The sequence below is a fragment of the Pseudarthrobacter siccitolerans genome, from assembly GCF_030823375.1.
Taxonomy (GTDB): Bacteria; Actinomycetota; Actinomycetes; order Actinomycetales; family Micrococcaceae; genus Arthrobacter; species Arthrobacter siccitolerans_A.
Genome location: NZ_JAUSXB010000001.1, coordinates 372,224 through 385,965, shown reverse-complemented (window position 1 = coordinate 385,965; position 13,742 = coordinate 372,224). Strand labels below are relative to the sequence as shown.

The following is a 13,742-nucleotide window of genomic DNA, read 5'->3' as shown; positions in this document are numbered from 1 at the left end:
TGGGATGGATAGCTCTGCTGGCAGCCGGCACCTGGACATGGCAAATGAGCTGCTCCCAGATGTACGGCCTGCATCAAAGGCCGGACTGCTCGCGCTTGCTGCAGGTGCCGGCGTTGATTGCTTCCAAGGTTTCCGCAGGTGGCTGTTAGCAGGATGAGCCAAATCCTGAATCGTATAGGAGGCTACATGAATACCCACACAAACCAGTTCACCGAACGAGGCCTAAGCCGGCGCCAATTTGGATTGGTACTGAGCGGCGGTGCTTTCCTGCTGCTGGCCGGAGGCACCTACGGCGTCTTCGGGCGAAGTTTGCAGCACGCCACCACGAGCGTGGCCACGGCTTTTGGGTCCCTCACCGTTGTTCGGGCAGGACGCCTTGCCCGCCTCGATGGCCACGGCCAACCGGCTTTCAAGACCCTGGCAGCCGCTGCTTCCTACATGGGCACCGGCGGGGCCCTGGGCCGTGGCACACAGGTTCGGCGGGTCAGTGCTGGGGAAGAGCTTGACCCGAACGGGCATGGCCATGACGGCGGGACATTGGAGGACCCGGCGTCGCCCGAACCAGTGAACCGCACCTGGCCCCACGTGGTGCTGCTGGAAATGCGACTTGAGAACACTGGGCCACAGCCAGTGCTTTTCAGCCCGGGGCAGCTTCGGCTAAGGCTCAACCCGTCTTCGATCACCATCACGCCGCGGGACTCCGACCGGAACCCCGGCCCCATCGCACCGCAGGCTTTAGAGCACATCCTGATCAGCTACCTGGTCCCGCGCGACTTGCAGGACCTCGAGCTGGACTACTCAGACGAGCAGCAGGACACGGGCTACCGGTTGGCCTTGCCGCCCTTCACGATGAACGAGGCCCGGTCATGAACATTTTGGACATCCATATCAATGAAGGTTACAAAGCGATGGTGGACGGCTCCTTGGTCTACCACCGGGGCTTCGGCGAGCGCCCCGGCACGGTGTCCGACGTCGACGCGCCGCTGTCCATGAGCCCTCACGTCTTCACTGCGCCCGGAGAAGTGGTGGCCAGCCGGACCTATCCGCTTAACGCCCCGCCGCCGCCACTCGGCAGGCCGGCACCGCTCGACAAAGACCCGGACAATCCGGGCGAGTATTTGGCCAGGAGGGGATATTGGGCCAGCTATTTCCCGGACCGGACGCTCATCGCCGAGACAGGAAGCGTCATCCGGATCAGGGTGCACAACCATCTTGCGCAGCCCCACGAACTCCGGTTCCATACCGCTGGCCCATCCCGCGGGGATGAAAGCACCCGCCCCATCGCTCCGGGAGCTTCGTATCTCCTTGAGTTCGGGGCACCGCCGCCTGGGACCTACCTGTTCTCGGACCCGGGGAACGAACCAGTGGAACGAACCCTTGGGCTCTACGGAGCGCTTGTGGTCATAGACCCGGCCAACGCCTGGCGGCTCTTCCCCGGCGGGACTGAGTTCGAGCGCCAGTGGCTGTGGCTGTGCCACGACGTGGATCCGGTCTGGGCCCGAATCGCCGCACGGGGCCAGACGGTCAACCCCGCCTCTACGCCCGCGGTGCCCCGGTACTTCACCATCAACGGGTACTCGGGCTTCCAGTCCCTTGCAGTTACCACTAATGAAGAATTCAATGAGCGACGGGAGCAGGATACGTTACCGTCTGGCCTCCCGCGCGAAACCGACGTCCGGAACTTCAGCGCTTCGCCGCGCGAGGGTGCGATCCGCACCGGCCAGCTGATGAGGATGGTCAACGCTGGCGTCGTGGACCACCAGCTTCATTACCACGGCAACCACGTCTGGACCGTGCGGGTTAATGGCGATGATTTTCCCCGCGAAGGCGGATCCGTAAACCCGGACGGCGATGTCGTTCTCCAGCACTGGGAGGACACTGTTCAGCTGACCCCATTGGACCGCAAGGAATCACTGCTTCCGGTCCGGCGTCCACCGGATGTGGTGGATGACGTGTGGGACGCCCGGGCTGCGGACTGGAGGTATCCGATGCACTGCCACGCGGAGCCCTCCCAGACGGCTGCCGGCGGTCTATACCCCGGCGGTCTGGTCGCCGACTGGGTTCTCGCCGAGGACCCGATCCCTGAGTCGGGCCTGCCGGAGACGGTGGAAGACGGGCACCACAAATACCGGAGCCAGGTGGAGTTCGCCTCGGATCAACCTCACGAGGGTAGCCCGGAGACGGAGTTCCTCCAGCGCCCGGACCTGAGCATGGAGTTCGACTTCTTTAACAAGACGCTGAAGATTCCGAACGGGCCTGAAATCGAATTCTGGAGTTTCGAGAGCGGCAAGTCAGGGCGGGGGCTTCCCGCGCCATTATTGCGGCTGACGGAGGGCAAGCTGTTTCACGGGACCATCAAACCCAGCAAGAGGGTCCACACGATCCACTGGCACGGTATCGAGCCCGACCCCCGGAACGACGGCGTAGGCCACACCTCCTATGAAGTCTCCGGGCACTACACCTACCAATGGAGAACAGACGTAGGCGTAATCGGGAACCCCAACCGGGGCTCCGCGGGAACCTATTTCTATCACTGCCATGTCAACACACCCCTGCACGTGCAAATGGGAATGTTCGGGCCAATTATCATCGATCCTCCGGTCAGCGACCCCCCACCCACACGTGGAATGCGCCGTCACTCCGTAGGGGGTCCGCTGTACGACATTGCGACCGAGACACTGATCGCTCCCTATTCCATCGACCCCCGGTGGCACGAACTGAATCACGCAGTCGGCTTGTCCGGGGACGATGCCGGGCTCAACCGCTTCGAGCCCAAACACTTCCTTCTTTTAGGCGGGACGGTAGCCAACCGACCCACCGGGGACAGGATATGGGCGGTCAGCTCGATGCGCGCGAATGTCGTGAGGGAGGGCGTCGCGCCCACACTCGTCCGCATGGTGAACGTGGACTACTTTCCCACCCGTACCCGGTTCCTCGACTCGAAGGGCGAACCGGCGGAAATCGCCGAACTTATCGCCCACGATGGCCGCCCCTTCTGGAACACCCCGGCCCCTGACGGGCCGGCGGTCCACCCCTCGCTGGCCGGCCAGCCGCTGCTGACCAGCGTCCTCAGGTCCGGCGCAGCCGAGAAGTTTGACTTCCTGTTGCGCCCACCGGCGAAGGGAACGTACAAAATCGCGATCGATTTCCTGCACTGGGTCACGGGCGAGGTCCAGGCGACACGGACCGTGACTGTTGACGCTTCTTGAAGCATCCAGATCCATGCAACGCTGGTTGCATGGATCTGGAAGTGTCGCTCGAGCTAACGATTCCCGGAGCGGAACTTCGCTGGCGGTTCTCGCGCTCGTCCGGGCCGGGCGGTCAACACGTCAACACCTCGGACAGCCGCGTGGAACTCTCGTGGAACGTGAGCGACTCGTTGGCGCTTTCAGACAGCCAACGGCTGACCCTGCTCGCGCGTCTCGAACCGCGCCTCATCGCCGGGGTGATCACTGTGGCCGCCTCCGGGCGACGCTCGCAGCTGCGCAATCGCGAAGCCGCCCTCGCCAAGCTCGCCGACCTTGTCGCAGCAGGCCTTGCCCCGGATCCGCCCCGCCGCAAAGCGACCAAACCTACCCGGGGATCGAATCGTCGCCGCCTCACCGCCAAGAAAGAGCGGTCAACCACGAAACAGCAACGGAAGCGGCCTGCCGCCGAGTAGCGTGCCCTTGGGGGCAGCGCCATGAGTCAGACCATGTGCTTGGTCTGATTTTCGAACACCGGATCCATGTCCAGCGCGTGGTGATGGACCGGGGACGGCCCGTGTTCCAGGACTTGTATGAAAACTTCGACGACGCCCGCGGGGTGTACACGATCCAGATGCAGGTGCGGAACCCGCTCCTCGGATTTCTTTTCGGATACCGTGGCTAGTTCACCTGCACGTTTCCTGCTTTCTCCGCTGGAGCAGTCCCGGGGCACCTGAAGCCAGTACGGGAAGAAAGCCGCGAATAGGCCGTGGGCTTAACCGCCGGGGACCACTTCGGCGGCTTGGGAGAATGGACCCATGGAATTCAACCGGCTGCTGCAGATCCGGCGCATCTATGCGCAGCCTGCCGCGCTGGAACTTCCCCGGGGCCAAGAGATCATCGAACGCTGGCCGGACGCCGAAGTGGTGCTCGTTGAGAACCACTGGAACATCCCGGAGGTGCACGGTGACGAAGCGAATGTCCCGCGCTGGTCCCGGATCAAAACTGAGGCGCTGGTCCTCGGGGTCAAGAAGGCACTGACGGTCAAGCCGAACGGCAGGTCCGCGGACTTCATTGCGCCCTCCACCGCGAACGGCTGCGCCATGGCATGCGCCTACTGCTACGTGCCCCGGCACAAGGGGTACAGCAACCCGGTAACGGTCTTCGCGAACATCGACCAGATTGCCGGCACCCTTGAACGGCACGCCACCCGCCAGGGCATGAAGCTTGAGCCCAACCAGTGCGACCCGGAGCTTTGGGTCTACGACATCGGTGAAAACAGTGATTGCTCCGTCGATGCCCTCATCAGCGACAACGTGGAAGATCTCGTCACGCTCTTCCGCGATATGCCCACCGCCAAGCTGTCCTTTGCCACCAAGTATGTGAACCCCGCAATGCTCGACTGGGACCACGGCGGCCACACCAGGATCCGTTTTTCCCTCATGCCTGCGGACCTGGCGAAATCGATTGATGTCCGAACCTCGGCGGTGGCCCAACGAATAGCTGCCATCAACGACTTCGTTGATGCGGGGTACGAGGTCCATGTGAACTTCTCCCCCGTCATCATCACTGACACGTGGATCAGGGATTGGGAAGAGCTGCTGCGCCAACTCGACGACACCCTGACCCCCGCCGCCAAGGCCCAGCTCGCGGCTGAGGTCATCTTCCTGACCCACAACGACCGGCTGCACGAGGTCAACCTGGGGTGGCACCCGCAGGCGGAGCAGGTCCTGTGGCGTCCGGACCTCCAGGAATCGAAGGTCTCCTCCAACGGTTTCAACAATGTCCGCTACCGTTCGGGCAGCAAGGCCCGCTACGTGCGGCAGCTCACCTCCCTTATTGAGCAGATCGCCCCCTACTGCCGCATCCGCTACGCCTTCTGACGGCATATCCCCGCCGCGCTAAACTGGGTTGATCATGATCGGTGCCCGTACCCGTCTTCTGGCCTGGCTCATTGTCCTGGCGGGCTTCGTCGCGGGCTGCACTCCCACGGTTGGACTTGACGGCGCCGTCACCCAGCAACCGAGCGTGACGTCTTCGGCCCCTGCAGCCGCGGACGGCGCCGCAGTGGCTCCCCAGCAAGCGCCGTCACCCACTTCGACGCCGGTTTCCACCCCACCTCCGGTCGCTCCGCCACCCCCCGTCCCCCAGCCGTTCGCCGTCGACCTTTACCAGGAGGGGGACTTCGTCCCGCAGTACACGTTCGACTGGTGTGTTGCCGCGAGCATCCAGATCGCGCATAACCTCGTAGACAACACCGGAGGCGGCAGCTGGAGCGATTCCGGCCAGCAGGGTGAGCTCTGGGAGATGGCCCGGGCGCGGTCCTCCAACTCGTTCAACGGTGCCAACCCGTTTGGTTGGGCGCAGGTCCTCACCGAGGTTGGGATGGGCCCGTACACCGTAGTCAGCATTGCGGATTACGGGGACGCGCTGGAGACGGCGGCACGGGCGATGACCGAGACGGGCCGGCCCGTTGGGCTGGTCATGTGGAGCGGCCGCCACGCATGGGTGATGAGCGGGTTCGAGTCGGTGGGTGATCCTACCCAGTTCCAGGAGTTTTCCGTCACGGGCATTCGCGTGCAGGATCCCCTCTACCCCTACGGAAGCGGGCAATGGGGGCCTTCGCCCGAGCCCAACACCCTGCTCACTCCGGAGCAGTTGGCCACCCAGTTCGTGATCCGCGAGCCTCGGCGCTGGAGCAGTGACCTGCCGACGGGCTACCTGCTGGTGTTGCCGCAAGCCCAGGCGTGACCAGCGGACGCAAGCATTTAATTACCCCATGAACGGATAAGTTCGCATTGTCTTTCGAGGAAGGCACCATGTTCAAGGCTTAGGCGCGGGTCTATTCTTCAACACATGAACGATCATGCGGTTTCGGGTGGCGGGTATTTATTTGAGTTCAGAGGGAAGCGGCCCCTTCGCGGAACAGCACGATGGGTAACCGGGGCCGGGCTGGCTGTTGCCGGAGTGGCAGTGGCGGCCATAGGAACCGCTTCACATTCCTTTCTCTCCATGCCCCTGGGAATTGCCGTAGCAGTCCTCGGCGCTATCCTGCTTGTTTTGCACGCGGCTACCAGGAGCCAGTCAAAACCTGGCTCTGCTCCAGCCCGGACCCGGCGGCATCGCATCCAGAACCTGCATCAGGAAAACGTCAAGGAATCTGTAGCTTCGGAGCTTGCCCTCCTGGCAGAACTACATGCGCAGGGCGCTCTCACCCCGGAAGAGTTTGTGGCCGCCAAACGCCGCGTTCTCGGTATCTGAGTGAGCGGGGACCCGAACGACCGCGGGAGATCCCGGCGCTGGATCATCCGCGAAGCCGAAAACTCGACCGCGCCGACAGCCCCCCGATTATTCACGGCGCACTCGACGCCGGAACAGAGGCCGCAGTCAAGGAGAAGAAATGACCCCGCGTTCCGCGGTGCTGATCATCCGCGCCACGGGAAGCATCGGCCGCTACGCCGTCGCCGAAGCGCTTCGCCAGGGCCACACGGTCCGGGCTCTCGTGCGTGACCAGGCCAGGGCTGCCCGCGTGCTCCCCGGCGCGGTATACCTTGGCGCCGGGGCGGAGTTCGGAGGCTGGCGTTGATCCGACAGCAGCTGCCGATGAGCGGGCACTGGTGATGGCCAAGATCCCTACTGTTCGGACTTAGATGCCGATAATCGGTGGGTCCTGCCGGACCGGTGTAGTGCGGGCGCTCCTAGGACAGTCCTCCACCTGCTGCGATTATGTGGGCGTCTGCTCCGGCGAAACGTTCCGGGTGACTCCAGCCACCCCAAGGCTTCTTCTGTTTTCAGTCGGTGCTTAGACTGCGAAAAACCTGTGGACATTTGGTCGGGCGGAACCTACCATGGGCCATGCCCGTGACCGGCCGATCCATCACTGCCGCGGTGCTGCTCATCATTGGGGCAGGACTGGCGCTGCTGGGTGTGCTGGTTCACTACGGATTCATGGGGGTGTACGGCGATGTCACCGGCACCGCCTTCGACGGACTCATATGGGGGTTGACGGCGGGACCGTCCAGATTGGCGCTTCTTCTGGTCGCGGTCTTCGCGGTCATCGGTTTCATGCTCTCGACAAGACGATGGATGCGGCTGACGGCCGCGGCCATTCCTGTCCTCATGCTGATCGGGATGTTCGCTGTCACCCCCCTGGCGCTGGGACAGCGGCTTGAGAAGCAGTACGTTTCGTCTCCACAATGCGTGACCGAGGGCACGGATGAGCCCATGGCCCCCGCGGATCGTGAGGCCCAGCAGGTGTTCGATTCCATCAGCCACATCGGCCAGTTCAACGGCGGCGGCATGAGTGGTGTGGGTGGCTGTACACGCTGGTTCAAGCTCTCAGGAGACGTCGACGTTTTGCAGCACTATCGCGCAACGCTGCCGGCGGCCGGCTGGGAAGTGCTCGAGGATGACGGGCACCATCTGCGGGCGCACCTCAATGGCAGGGCGTTCGATGTGATGCCCTGCCCAGGGGGCGGTGTCATCTGGGCAGGAAGCGACGACGACCCCTCATACGGAGAGGGAAGGCCTGAACTGGCCAGCACTCAAATTTGTCCACACGACCTCTAGAGCCAACATTTTGAGGTCCCATGGGAAAGGGCGACAGTCCTTAAGCACCACTCGGTTCCTACGACGGCTCTCGGCATTGTAAGCCGGTCCTTCACCGCTCGAGCTCAAGCTGGAGTAGCAGTGAGGACGGCGCTACGCGGTGCAGTGCATTTATCCCGCACGCCGAGAATGTACGCATTGGTGCCTTATCCGTACATCAGGCTGAAGCCGGAAGCGTTGCAGTCGGTACACCCGTTCTTCTCGACCCAGTCGGCCATCCGGTTGCCCCGCAGCGTGATGAACTTCAGCGAGGCCTCTCGAACCTTGACGTACTCGTTCTTCATGGTCGGGACGCCGGGGCGCTTAAAGTTCTCGTCCTCCTCCAGGAAGAAGTCGATCTTTCCCTCCGGCGTGACGAGGTCCTGGAGGTGGAAGAACTCCACGAACTGCGGAATGTGCAGAAGAGTTCGAAGAAGTCCGGGTAGTTGGTGGTGACATCGGCGAGGGGACTGCCTGGCTCCTCGGCGTAATGGCGCCGGATCCATTCCAGGGTCAGGTCCATCCGGTCCGCGATCCGTAATCTCGTTCCCCTGGCGGTATTTAAGATGGGCCGGTGTATTTTTTTGACGGGCCAAGTCATTGCACTGCCGATCGTTTACGGCGGGTTGAAATAGCCGGCCTTCTGCTCTTCGCTCAACTCGGCCTTAGCCTCGACCAAGGCCCTCGGCTTCCCCCACTTGGTGTAGGAGTTCGTGATGGCGTCACTGCCGAACGTGAACCTTTTGTCCGGGGTCTGCTCGAACATCAGGTAGTTCTTGCGACGCTCCTTCGGCTCTGCCGGGACCTGCACTTTGAACAGATCCACGTCGCGGGTGGTTACCGGCCCATCAATCCGCTTTCATAAGCAAGCAAAATGGCATGAACGCGGTCACGAAGACCGAGTTTGGCCAGGACCCGTGTGACGTGGGTTTTCACCGTAGCTTCTCCCATATACAGTTTTGAGGCAATTTCGGAATTTGTTAGGCCAAGTGCCATAGCCTGGAAGACGTCCATTTCCCTCTGGGTTAGGACGCGGAGCACCGGTGGTATGCCAGCCGGAACCGGCGGGCGGTGAACGTAGGAGTCAATCAGGCGTCTGGTGACGGTGGGTGCGAACATATGTTCTCCGCCGTGGCATGCCCGGATCGCTGCTGCGAGCATCTCCGGCGGGGTGGTTTTGAGCAGGAACCCACTGGCCCCGGCCTGCAGCGCGGCAAAAACATACTCATCAAGGTCGAACATCGTCAGGATGAGAACCTTGGCCTGAGGGCGGGCCGCAGCAACCCTGCGTACCCCTTCAATGCCGTCGGTACCGGGCATCTGGATATCCATGAGAACGACATCGGCAGCTTCGGTTCCTGCCACCCTCGCAGCGGCTGCACCGTCTCCTGCCTCTCCCACCACCTCGATGTCCGGCTCCGCGATCAAGATGGCGCGCAGCCCGCCCCGGATCAGGGCCTGGTCATCGGCAATCACCACTCGGATCATGGCAGGGTTACGTCCGGGACAGGGAAGTAGGCCGTGACGGTGAAGGACCCGCCGGTGTTGTTCACCGTAAGTGAGCCACCCAAGCTTTCCACGCGTTCCCGAATGCCCGCCAGACCGAAGCCTGTACTGCCGCCTGCTGCAGCCAGGCGGGGCAGGTCGTTAGTTACGGTGATGACGATACTTTTATCAGGGTTGCTGACATTCACCGTTGCCCTAGTCCCGGGGGCATGCCGGGCAACGTTGGTGAGGGCCTCCTGTACGGTGCGGTGGATGGTGCGCGCCAATTCATCGGGTACCGTGAAGGCGTCGCCCGCGAGGTCAACATTCAGTCCAGCTGTGCGCATCCGTACTGTCAGTTCTTCCAGAGTCTCCGTGGAGGCAGCCGCCAAACCCGGGGAACCAATGGCGCCGGCGTCGAGGACCCTGAACAGCTCGGCAAGTTCAGCCAACGCGTGTTCGCCAGCGGATTCCACATTCGCCAAGGCGCTCCTGGCCGCTTGCGGATCCCTGGTATGCAGGGCCTGTGCGGCGGAAGCCTGCAGGACCATTACTCCCACCGCATGGCTTGTGACGTCATGAAGTTCCCGCGCAATGCGCAACCGCTCCAAGCGGACGGCCCGGTCGATATTGCCGTGCAGATCAGCGGCCAAGGCATTCCCTTGGGCTTGGGCGCTGCGTCGGTCCCGGTCCCTGGTGCTCCATTCCTGTCCGGCCAGTGCCGGCATGACGAACATGCCGAGCACCAGGGGAACGGAGCCCGGCTGGTCCATGTACATCCGCCAGAGAACGGCAGCCAAAAGGACGCACAGCCCTGCCCAGCCTGACCACTGACGTGCGGCAGCCACGGACCACGCCAGCACGGTAAAGGTAATCATTGGGCCCAGCGTAAAGCCGTATATGAAAGGCAGTCCGAGGGTGGTGCTCATCGTTATAAGCGCTGCCACGGCCAGGCAGGCAACCGCGGGGTTGCGCCGTCGAAATGCCAGCGGAAGGGGAAGTACCGCCGGAAGGATCCACGCCAGGGCGTTTCCGGGGGGCGGCCCTGTCAGGACAGCTTCCAGAAAGGACAGAAGACCGGCCCCGGCTGCTGTCAATGCATCCGCCCGCCACGGCGGTGGCCGCCGGTTTTGCTGCCCGGCCGGCGGCACAGCCGGGCTTGTCCTGAGCAGGCCCAGAAGCCACCTCAGCTCCGTCACGGCTGCACGGCCCCGGTCCGCTATCCTTCCGATCAGGTCAGGATCCAGGTTTCGGGCCGCGGCAGCAGCATCGTTGTTCATCTGCTCGACCGAAGACCGAATGACGGATAGGACTTGCCCTCCCAGACGTCCGCGTTCATCCGCAATGGCTTCTTGGGCCATGGCGGCGGAATCCGCTCTCGCAAACGACGCGGCTGCGGTCTGGGCGCGTTCGGCCGCAAGCGCCCGCCGGCGCACGACGCGTCCGAAGACGAACGGCCCGCCGAACAACAGGCAGACGTAGATTACCGTCTGCAGATCGTGAACTGAACCAGCCATCGAGGAGTAAAGAAAGACCGCGCCTACCAGCAGGCCACGCGAGCCCGCTGTGACGTAACGGGCCAGAAAGTAGGACGTAGCCAGGAATGGCGCCAGGCCCGCGGGATTTTCCTCGGATGAATACACCATGGTGCCCGCTAACTGCAGGGCCGCGATCACCAGCGCCGCCAGTATGGTGAACCGGCAGATAAACAGCAAAGCGGCAGCCGTGGCCGCAGCCAGCACCAACCCCCAGGGAGCGACTTGAACCAGCCACGCCGCCATCCAGACACCGCAGACAAGGGCAGCGATCCATTCGCTCGGGCTGGGCCGGACTAGCCTCATGGTCCGAGCTTAGGCCTTAACCACAGCGGGTGCGTCCACCCGGAGGGGGAGCCGGGTCCATCGTTGGTAGGAGAGATAAACACTTCGATGGTGGACGCTCCCGGTGCGCCGCGGGCGATGCCTGAAGCAGGCCGCGGGAGCAGGCTGGAAGACAGACGGCGGATCGACCGCCGATCCATGAGGAGTTGATCATGAAACTGCTTCCAATCGCTGCGGTGTCCGCTGCGGCAGGGTTGTCCGTCCTGGCATTATCGGACGCAGTGCGGAACGCCCTCGCACCATCCGGAACCGCACCGTGGGATCCCGCCGATGGACCTGAATTAATTCTCCGCGGCATCATCCTGCTGCACGCAGTCGTGTACCTGCTGCTTGCAACGGTCCTGACCGCATATCGGCGGCAGATCGACGGCGACAGCAGGGCGCTGCCCTGGCTCCGAAATATCCTGGCAGCCTGTTATTTGATTCTCGGACTTCCCTTCTGCTGGGCCGGACTGTTTGCACCCCACACTGATTTCGATGCGGTGGGATGGATTTCGATGCTGATATTTGTGGCCTTCTTGGGTTCGTTTGTTGCCCCCATCCCCTTGGGGCTGCTGCTGCTTAGGCACCATCGAATGCAGCTTTCAGGGTGGTTACTGGCCTCACCGGTCATCATTTTTCCGCTGACCATCGTGCTTGATTCGATATCCAGGTGGGGGCACCCGGCCTACCTGGAAAGCGTGGTCAACCTCGGGACAGCGCTGATTGGTGTTGCCGCAGTATCGGACCATGGGACCGGCCAAGGCAAGCCTGCCGCCGCTAATGCAGTCTCCCCGCAGGGCAAGACATCCTCACGGCTGAACTTCCTCCGTTCCAGTCGCCTGTAAATGACCCTCCCAGCTGAATTCTGTTTCAGAAGGGGTCAGCGATGAAGAGTACCTTGAGACTCTCTGCAACTTCAGCCCTTCAAAGCATGCGGCTGAAGTACCGAACCAGGCTGTTGTCAGCTCTTGCCTTCGGCCACGTCGTCCTTATCCCTGTGTCGCTGGCGTGGCTCACAGATTTAGGGCCGGAAAGTAGCCACGCGGATGAACTTTGGGGGAACCTTCCCGTCTTGTGCGAATTGCTCCTCTTTGTTCTAATCCCCTCCCCCGTGTTGAAGCCCGCGTGCACATTATCGGAAGACCACATGCCCCCCTTCAAATATGCCGTCAGGACAGGGATCCTTCCTCTCGCAAGTCTCTTCAGCGATTGGACAACCGAACTCACGGACTGGCGGCGCGGCCTCGAAAAATTACTCAGCGCCCTTCCAGCCGCGATCCTTATCTCCGCTGGAAGCACTGTTTACGCAGCTGCAGTCATTCCCGTTAACTCCGCATACTTCCTCACCTGCGCCGCTACATCCGGTTTCCTGGGCATAGTCCTCATAGAGTGGTTGAAGGCTCGGTTCAGAAACGTCTGTTCACTTGAGGAACAGCTCAAACTCCAGAGGAAGCACTTGGCGAAGTCCGTCACACATCTGTAGATCCAAGATGCCATCAAACCAACCACCTGTGCGTGCTTTCCAAACCCAGGCACCTCGGCAAAGGATCCTTCTAAAAGACGGCATGAGCAGGTCGTCAATGCCGGGGACTGTCTGAATAACGGTGTCTCCGTGGTTGGCCTGACACGCCGGGCGCTGCCTGGCGGGAAGGACCGATCATGAGCGACACCATGGATCCCACGGCGACTGATGTGGATCAGCAAGAGTTAGCGCAGCAACTCCTGGCTCAGGCCAGGGCATCGACCTCGTCGGGCCTGACGGTTTGTTGAACCGGCTCACGAAGAACGTCCTGGAGACCGCTTTGGAAGCGGAAATGGACGAGCACCTCGGCTATGAAAAGCACGACGTGTCCGGGCGCGGGAGCGGGAACTCCCGCAACGGTACCCGCACGAAGACCGTGCTGACCGAGATCGGGCCGGTCGAGATTGATGTGCCGCGGGACACCAGCTCCACCTTCGATCCGCAGATCGTCAAGAAGCGCCAGCGCCGGCTGACCGGTGCTGACGGGATCGTGCTATCGCTGAGCGCCAAAGGCCTCACGACCGGAGAGATCGCGCCAAACCTTCGAATCTGCGGCGCTGGTCGAAGCCCCTACAGGCCGTTTCAGCGACCACCACGCGTTCATGGTGCAGCTGCACCTGTACCGCGTCGACCAAATCGAGGCGACCCTCGCGGCCCTCGACGCCCGCATCGACACGGTGATGGAACCCTTTTCCTTAGCCCGGGAGCTGCTGATGACCGTCCCCGGAATATCGAAGAACGTTGCTAACGTCATCATCGCCGAAGCCGGCTTGGACATGGACGTCTTTGACGCGGCAGGCCATCTGGCATCGTGGGCGGGAGTGCGTCCGGGCCGGAACGAGTCGGCTGGACGGATCAAGTCCACCCAAACCCGCCCTGGTGACCATTACGAACTCGGCGTCGATCATTTCGACAAGACGAATCCGAACGCGCCAAGAAACGGCTCCAACGCAGAATGGTCTCGCTCGGATTCGAGCCCAACCTCACCCCATTTTCCAGAGGAAGGTCACCTTTGTTTTCTTAGTAGACATATCAAGTGGGCTTATGCGATGTCTTCCGGTCCGTAAGGTGATCCTTCAGTGGAACACTCTGCCGGTTCAT

Annotated in this window: 15 protein-coding genes and 2 pseudogenes; 13 read left to right on the top strand and 4 right to left on the bottom strand. The window is 62.3% G+C overall.

Going from position 1 to position 13,742, the window contains the following annotated elements; translation table 11 throughout:
* The first annotated feature begins 186 nt into the window (after positions 1-186).
* From QFZ36_RS01750 to QFZ36_RS01715, 9 genes are all read left to right on the top strand, one after another.
* Positions 187-870 carry a hypothetical protein gene (locus tag QFZ36_RS01750; RefSeq protein ID WP_306633433.1) on the top strand — a complete coding sequence of 228 codons (684 nt, stop codon included), beginning with the start codon at positions 187-189 and terminating at the stop codon, positions 868-870.
* The gene (locus tag QFZ36_RS01745; protein ID WP_306633431.1) at positions 867-3,209 is read left to right on the top strand and encodes a multicopper oxidase domain-containing protein; all 2,343 of its coding nucleotides are present in this window, start codon (positions 867-869) and stop codon (positions 3,207-3,209) included. Before QFZ36_RS01750 ends, QFZ36_RS01745 begins: the two co-directional genes overlap by 4 nt.
* A gap of 29 nt (positions 3,210-3,238) precedes the next feature.
* Positions 3,239-3,661 (top strand): alternative ribosome rescue aminoacyl-tRNA hydrolase ArfB, encoded by a 423-nt coding sequence (gene arfB / locus QFZ36_RS01740; RefSeq protein ID WP_306633429.1) that lies wholly within the window; start codon positions 3,239-3,241, stop codon positions 3,659-3,661.
* A 35-nt stretch (positions 3,662-3,696) separates the two neighbouring features.
* The gene (locus QFZ36_RS01735; RefSeq protein WP_306633427.1) at positions 3,697-3,870 is read left to right on the top strand and encodes a hypothetical protein; all 174 of its coding nucleotides are present in this window, start codon (positions 3,697-3,699) and stop codon (positions 3,868-3,870) included.
* A gap of 133 nt (positions 3,871-4,003) precedes the next feature.
* Complete coding sequence (locus QFZ36_RS01730) at positions 4,004-5,068, top strand: spore photoproduct lyase family protein (protein ID WP_306633425.1); 1,065 nt, start codon at positions 4,004-4,006, stop codon at positions 5,066-5,068.
* A 34-nt stretch (positions 5,069-5,102) separates the two neighbouring features.
* Entirely contained in the window at positions 5,103-5,936 is an 834-nt protein-coding gene (locus QFZ36_RS01725) for a hypothetical protein (protein ID WP_306633423.1), read from the top strand.
* 105 nt (positions 5,937-6,041) lie between these two features.
* Positions 6,042-6,446, top strand: a complete 405-nt coding sequence (locus tag QFZ36_RS20890; RefSeq protein ID WP_373427007.1) for an SHOCT domain-containing protein — start codon at positions 6,042-6,044, stop codon at positions 6,444-6,446.
* Between the two features lie 139 nt (positions 6,447-6,585).
* Positions 6,586-6,771, top strand: a complete 186-nt coding sequence (locus tag QFZ36_RS01720) for an NmrA family NAD(P)-binding protein (RefSeq protein WP_306633421.1) — start codon at positions 6,586-6,588, stop codon at positions 6,769-6,771.
* Between the two features lie 275 nt (positions 6,772-7,046).
* A complete protein-coding gene (locus QFZ36_RS01715) occupies positions 7,047-7,754 on the top strand; it encodes a hypothetical protein (RefSeq protein ID WP_306633419.1) in 708 nt (235 codons plus the stop codon).
* 185 nt (positions 7,755-7,939) lie between these two features.
* Here the strand turns inward: QFZ36_RS01715 and QFZ36_RS20885 are convergent.
* The 4 genes and pseudogenes from QFZ36_RS20885 to QFZ36_RS01695 form a co-directional block, all read right to left on the bottom strand.
* Positions 7,940-8,373: pseudogene (locus QFZ36_RS20885) on the bottom strand (DUF6994 family protein).
* Positions 8,374-8,388: 15 nt separating this feature from the next.
* A complete protein-coding gene (locus tag QFZ36_RS01705; RefSeq protein ID WP_306633416.1) occupies positions 8,389-8,598 on the bottom strand; it encodes a hypothetical protein in 210 nt (69 codons plus the stop codon).
* An 11-nt stretch (positions 8,599-8,609) separates the two neighbouring features.
* Positions 8,610-9,260, bottom strand: coding sequence for a response regulator transcription factor (locus QFZ36_RS01700; RefSeq protein ID WP_306633415.1), 651 nt, complete (start codon positions 9,258-9,260; stop codon positions 8,610-8,612).
* Positions 9,257-11,098, bottom strand: a complete 1,842-nt coding sequence (locus QFZ36_RS01695) for a sensor histidine kinase (RefSeq protein ID WP_306633413.1) — start codon at positions 11,096-11,098, stop codon at positions 9,257-9,259. Before QFZ36_RS01695 ends, QFZ36_RS01700 begins: the two co-directional genes overlap by 4 nt.
* A 191-nt stretch (positions 11,099-11,289) precedes the next feature.
* Between QFZ36_RS01695 and QFZ36_RS01690 the strand changes: the two genes are divergently transcribed.
* The 4 genes and pseudogenes from QFZ36_RS01690 to QFZ36_RS01675 all read left to right on the top strand — a co-directional run bounded on the left by QFZ36_RS01690 (position 11,290) and on the right by QFZ36_RS01675 (position 13,708).
* Entirely contained in the window at positions 11,290-11,964 is a 675-nt protein-coding gene (locus tag QFZ36_RS01690; protein ID WP_306633411.1) for a hypothetical protein, read from the top strand.
* Positions 11,965-12,005: 41 nt separating this feature from the next.
* A complete protein-coding gene (locus QFZ36_RS01685; RefSeq protein ID WP_306633409.1) occupies positions 12,006-12,602 on the top strand; it encodes a hypothetical protein in 597 nt (198 codons plus the stop codon).
* A 188-nt stretch (positions 12,603-12,790) separates the two neighbouring features.
* Positions 12,791-13,275 (top strand): annotated as a pseudogene (locus QFZ36_RS01680) (transposase); the annotation flags it as partial.
* On the top strand, positions 13,244-13,708 hold the full coding sequence (locus QFZ36_RS01675) for a transposase (RefSeq protein WP_306633407.1): 465 nt from the start codon (positions 13,244-13,246) through the stop codon (positions 13,706-13,708). The pseudogene QFZ36_RS01680 and the gene QFZ36_RS01675, both read left to right, overlap by 32 nt.
* The last annotated feature ends 34 nt before the right edge of the window (positions 13,709-13,742 follow it).

What these genes read in the sequence shown, in the direction of transcription:
- arfB (WP_306633429.1), top strand. Translation starts at nt 3,239, where the DNA reads ATGGATCTGGAAGTGTCGCTCGAGCTAACGATTCCCGGAGCGGAACTT.
- QFZ36_RS01745 (WP_306633431.1), top strand. Translation starts at nt 867, where the DNA reads ATGAACATTTTGGACATCCATATCAATGAAGGTTACAAAGCGATGGTG.
- QFZ36_RS01725 (WP_306633423.1), top strand. Translation starts at nt 5,103, where the DNA reads ATGATCGGTGCCCGTACCCGTCTTCTGGCCTGGCTCATTGTCCTGGCG.
- QFZ36_RS01695 (WP_306633413.1), bottom strand. Translation starts at nt 11,098, where the DNA reads ATGAGGCTAGTCCGGCCCAGCCCGAGCGAATGGATCGCTGCCCTTGTC.
- QFZ36_RS01700 (WP_306633415.1), bottom strand. Translation starts at nt 9,260, where the DNA reads ATGATCCGAGTGGTGATTGCCGATGACCAGGCCCTGATCCGGGGCGGG.
- QFZ36_RS01685 (WP_306633409.1), top strand. Translation starts at nt 12,006, where the DNA reads ATGAAGAGTACCTTGAGACTCTCTGCAACTTCAGCCCTTCAAAGCATG.
- QFZ36_RS01750 (WP_306633433.1), top strand. Translation starts at nt 187, where the DNA reads ATGAATACCCACACAAACCAGTTCACCGAACGAGGCCTAAGCCGGCGC.
- QFZ36_RS01730 (WP_306633425.1), top strand. Translation starts at nt 4,004, where the DNA reads ATGGAATTCAACCGGCTGCTGCAGATCCGGCGCATCTATGCGCAGCCT.
- QFZ36_RS20890 (WP_373427007.1), top strand. Translation starts at nt 6,042, where the DNA reads ATGAACGATCATGCGGTTTCGGGTGGCGGGTATTTATTTGAGTTCAGA.
- QFZ36_RS01690 (WP_306633411.1), top strand. Translation starts at nt 11,290, where the DNA reads ATGAAACTGCTTCCAATCGCTGCGGTGTCCGCTGCGGCAGGGTTGTCC.
- QFZ36_RS01675 (WP_306633407.1), top strand. Translation starts at nt 13,244, where the DNA reads ATGGTGCAGCTGCACCTGTACCGCGTCGACCAAATCGAGGCGACCCTC.
- QFZ36_RS01720 (WP_306633421.1), top strand. Translation starts at nt 6,586, where the DNA reads ATGACCCCGCGTTCCGCGGTGCTGATCATCCGCGCCACGGGAAGCATC.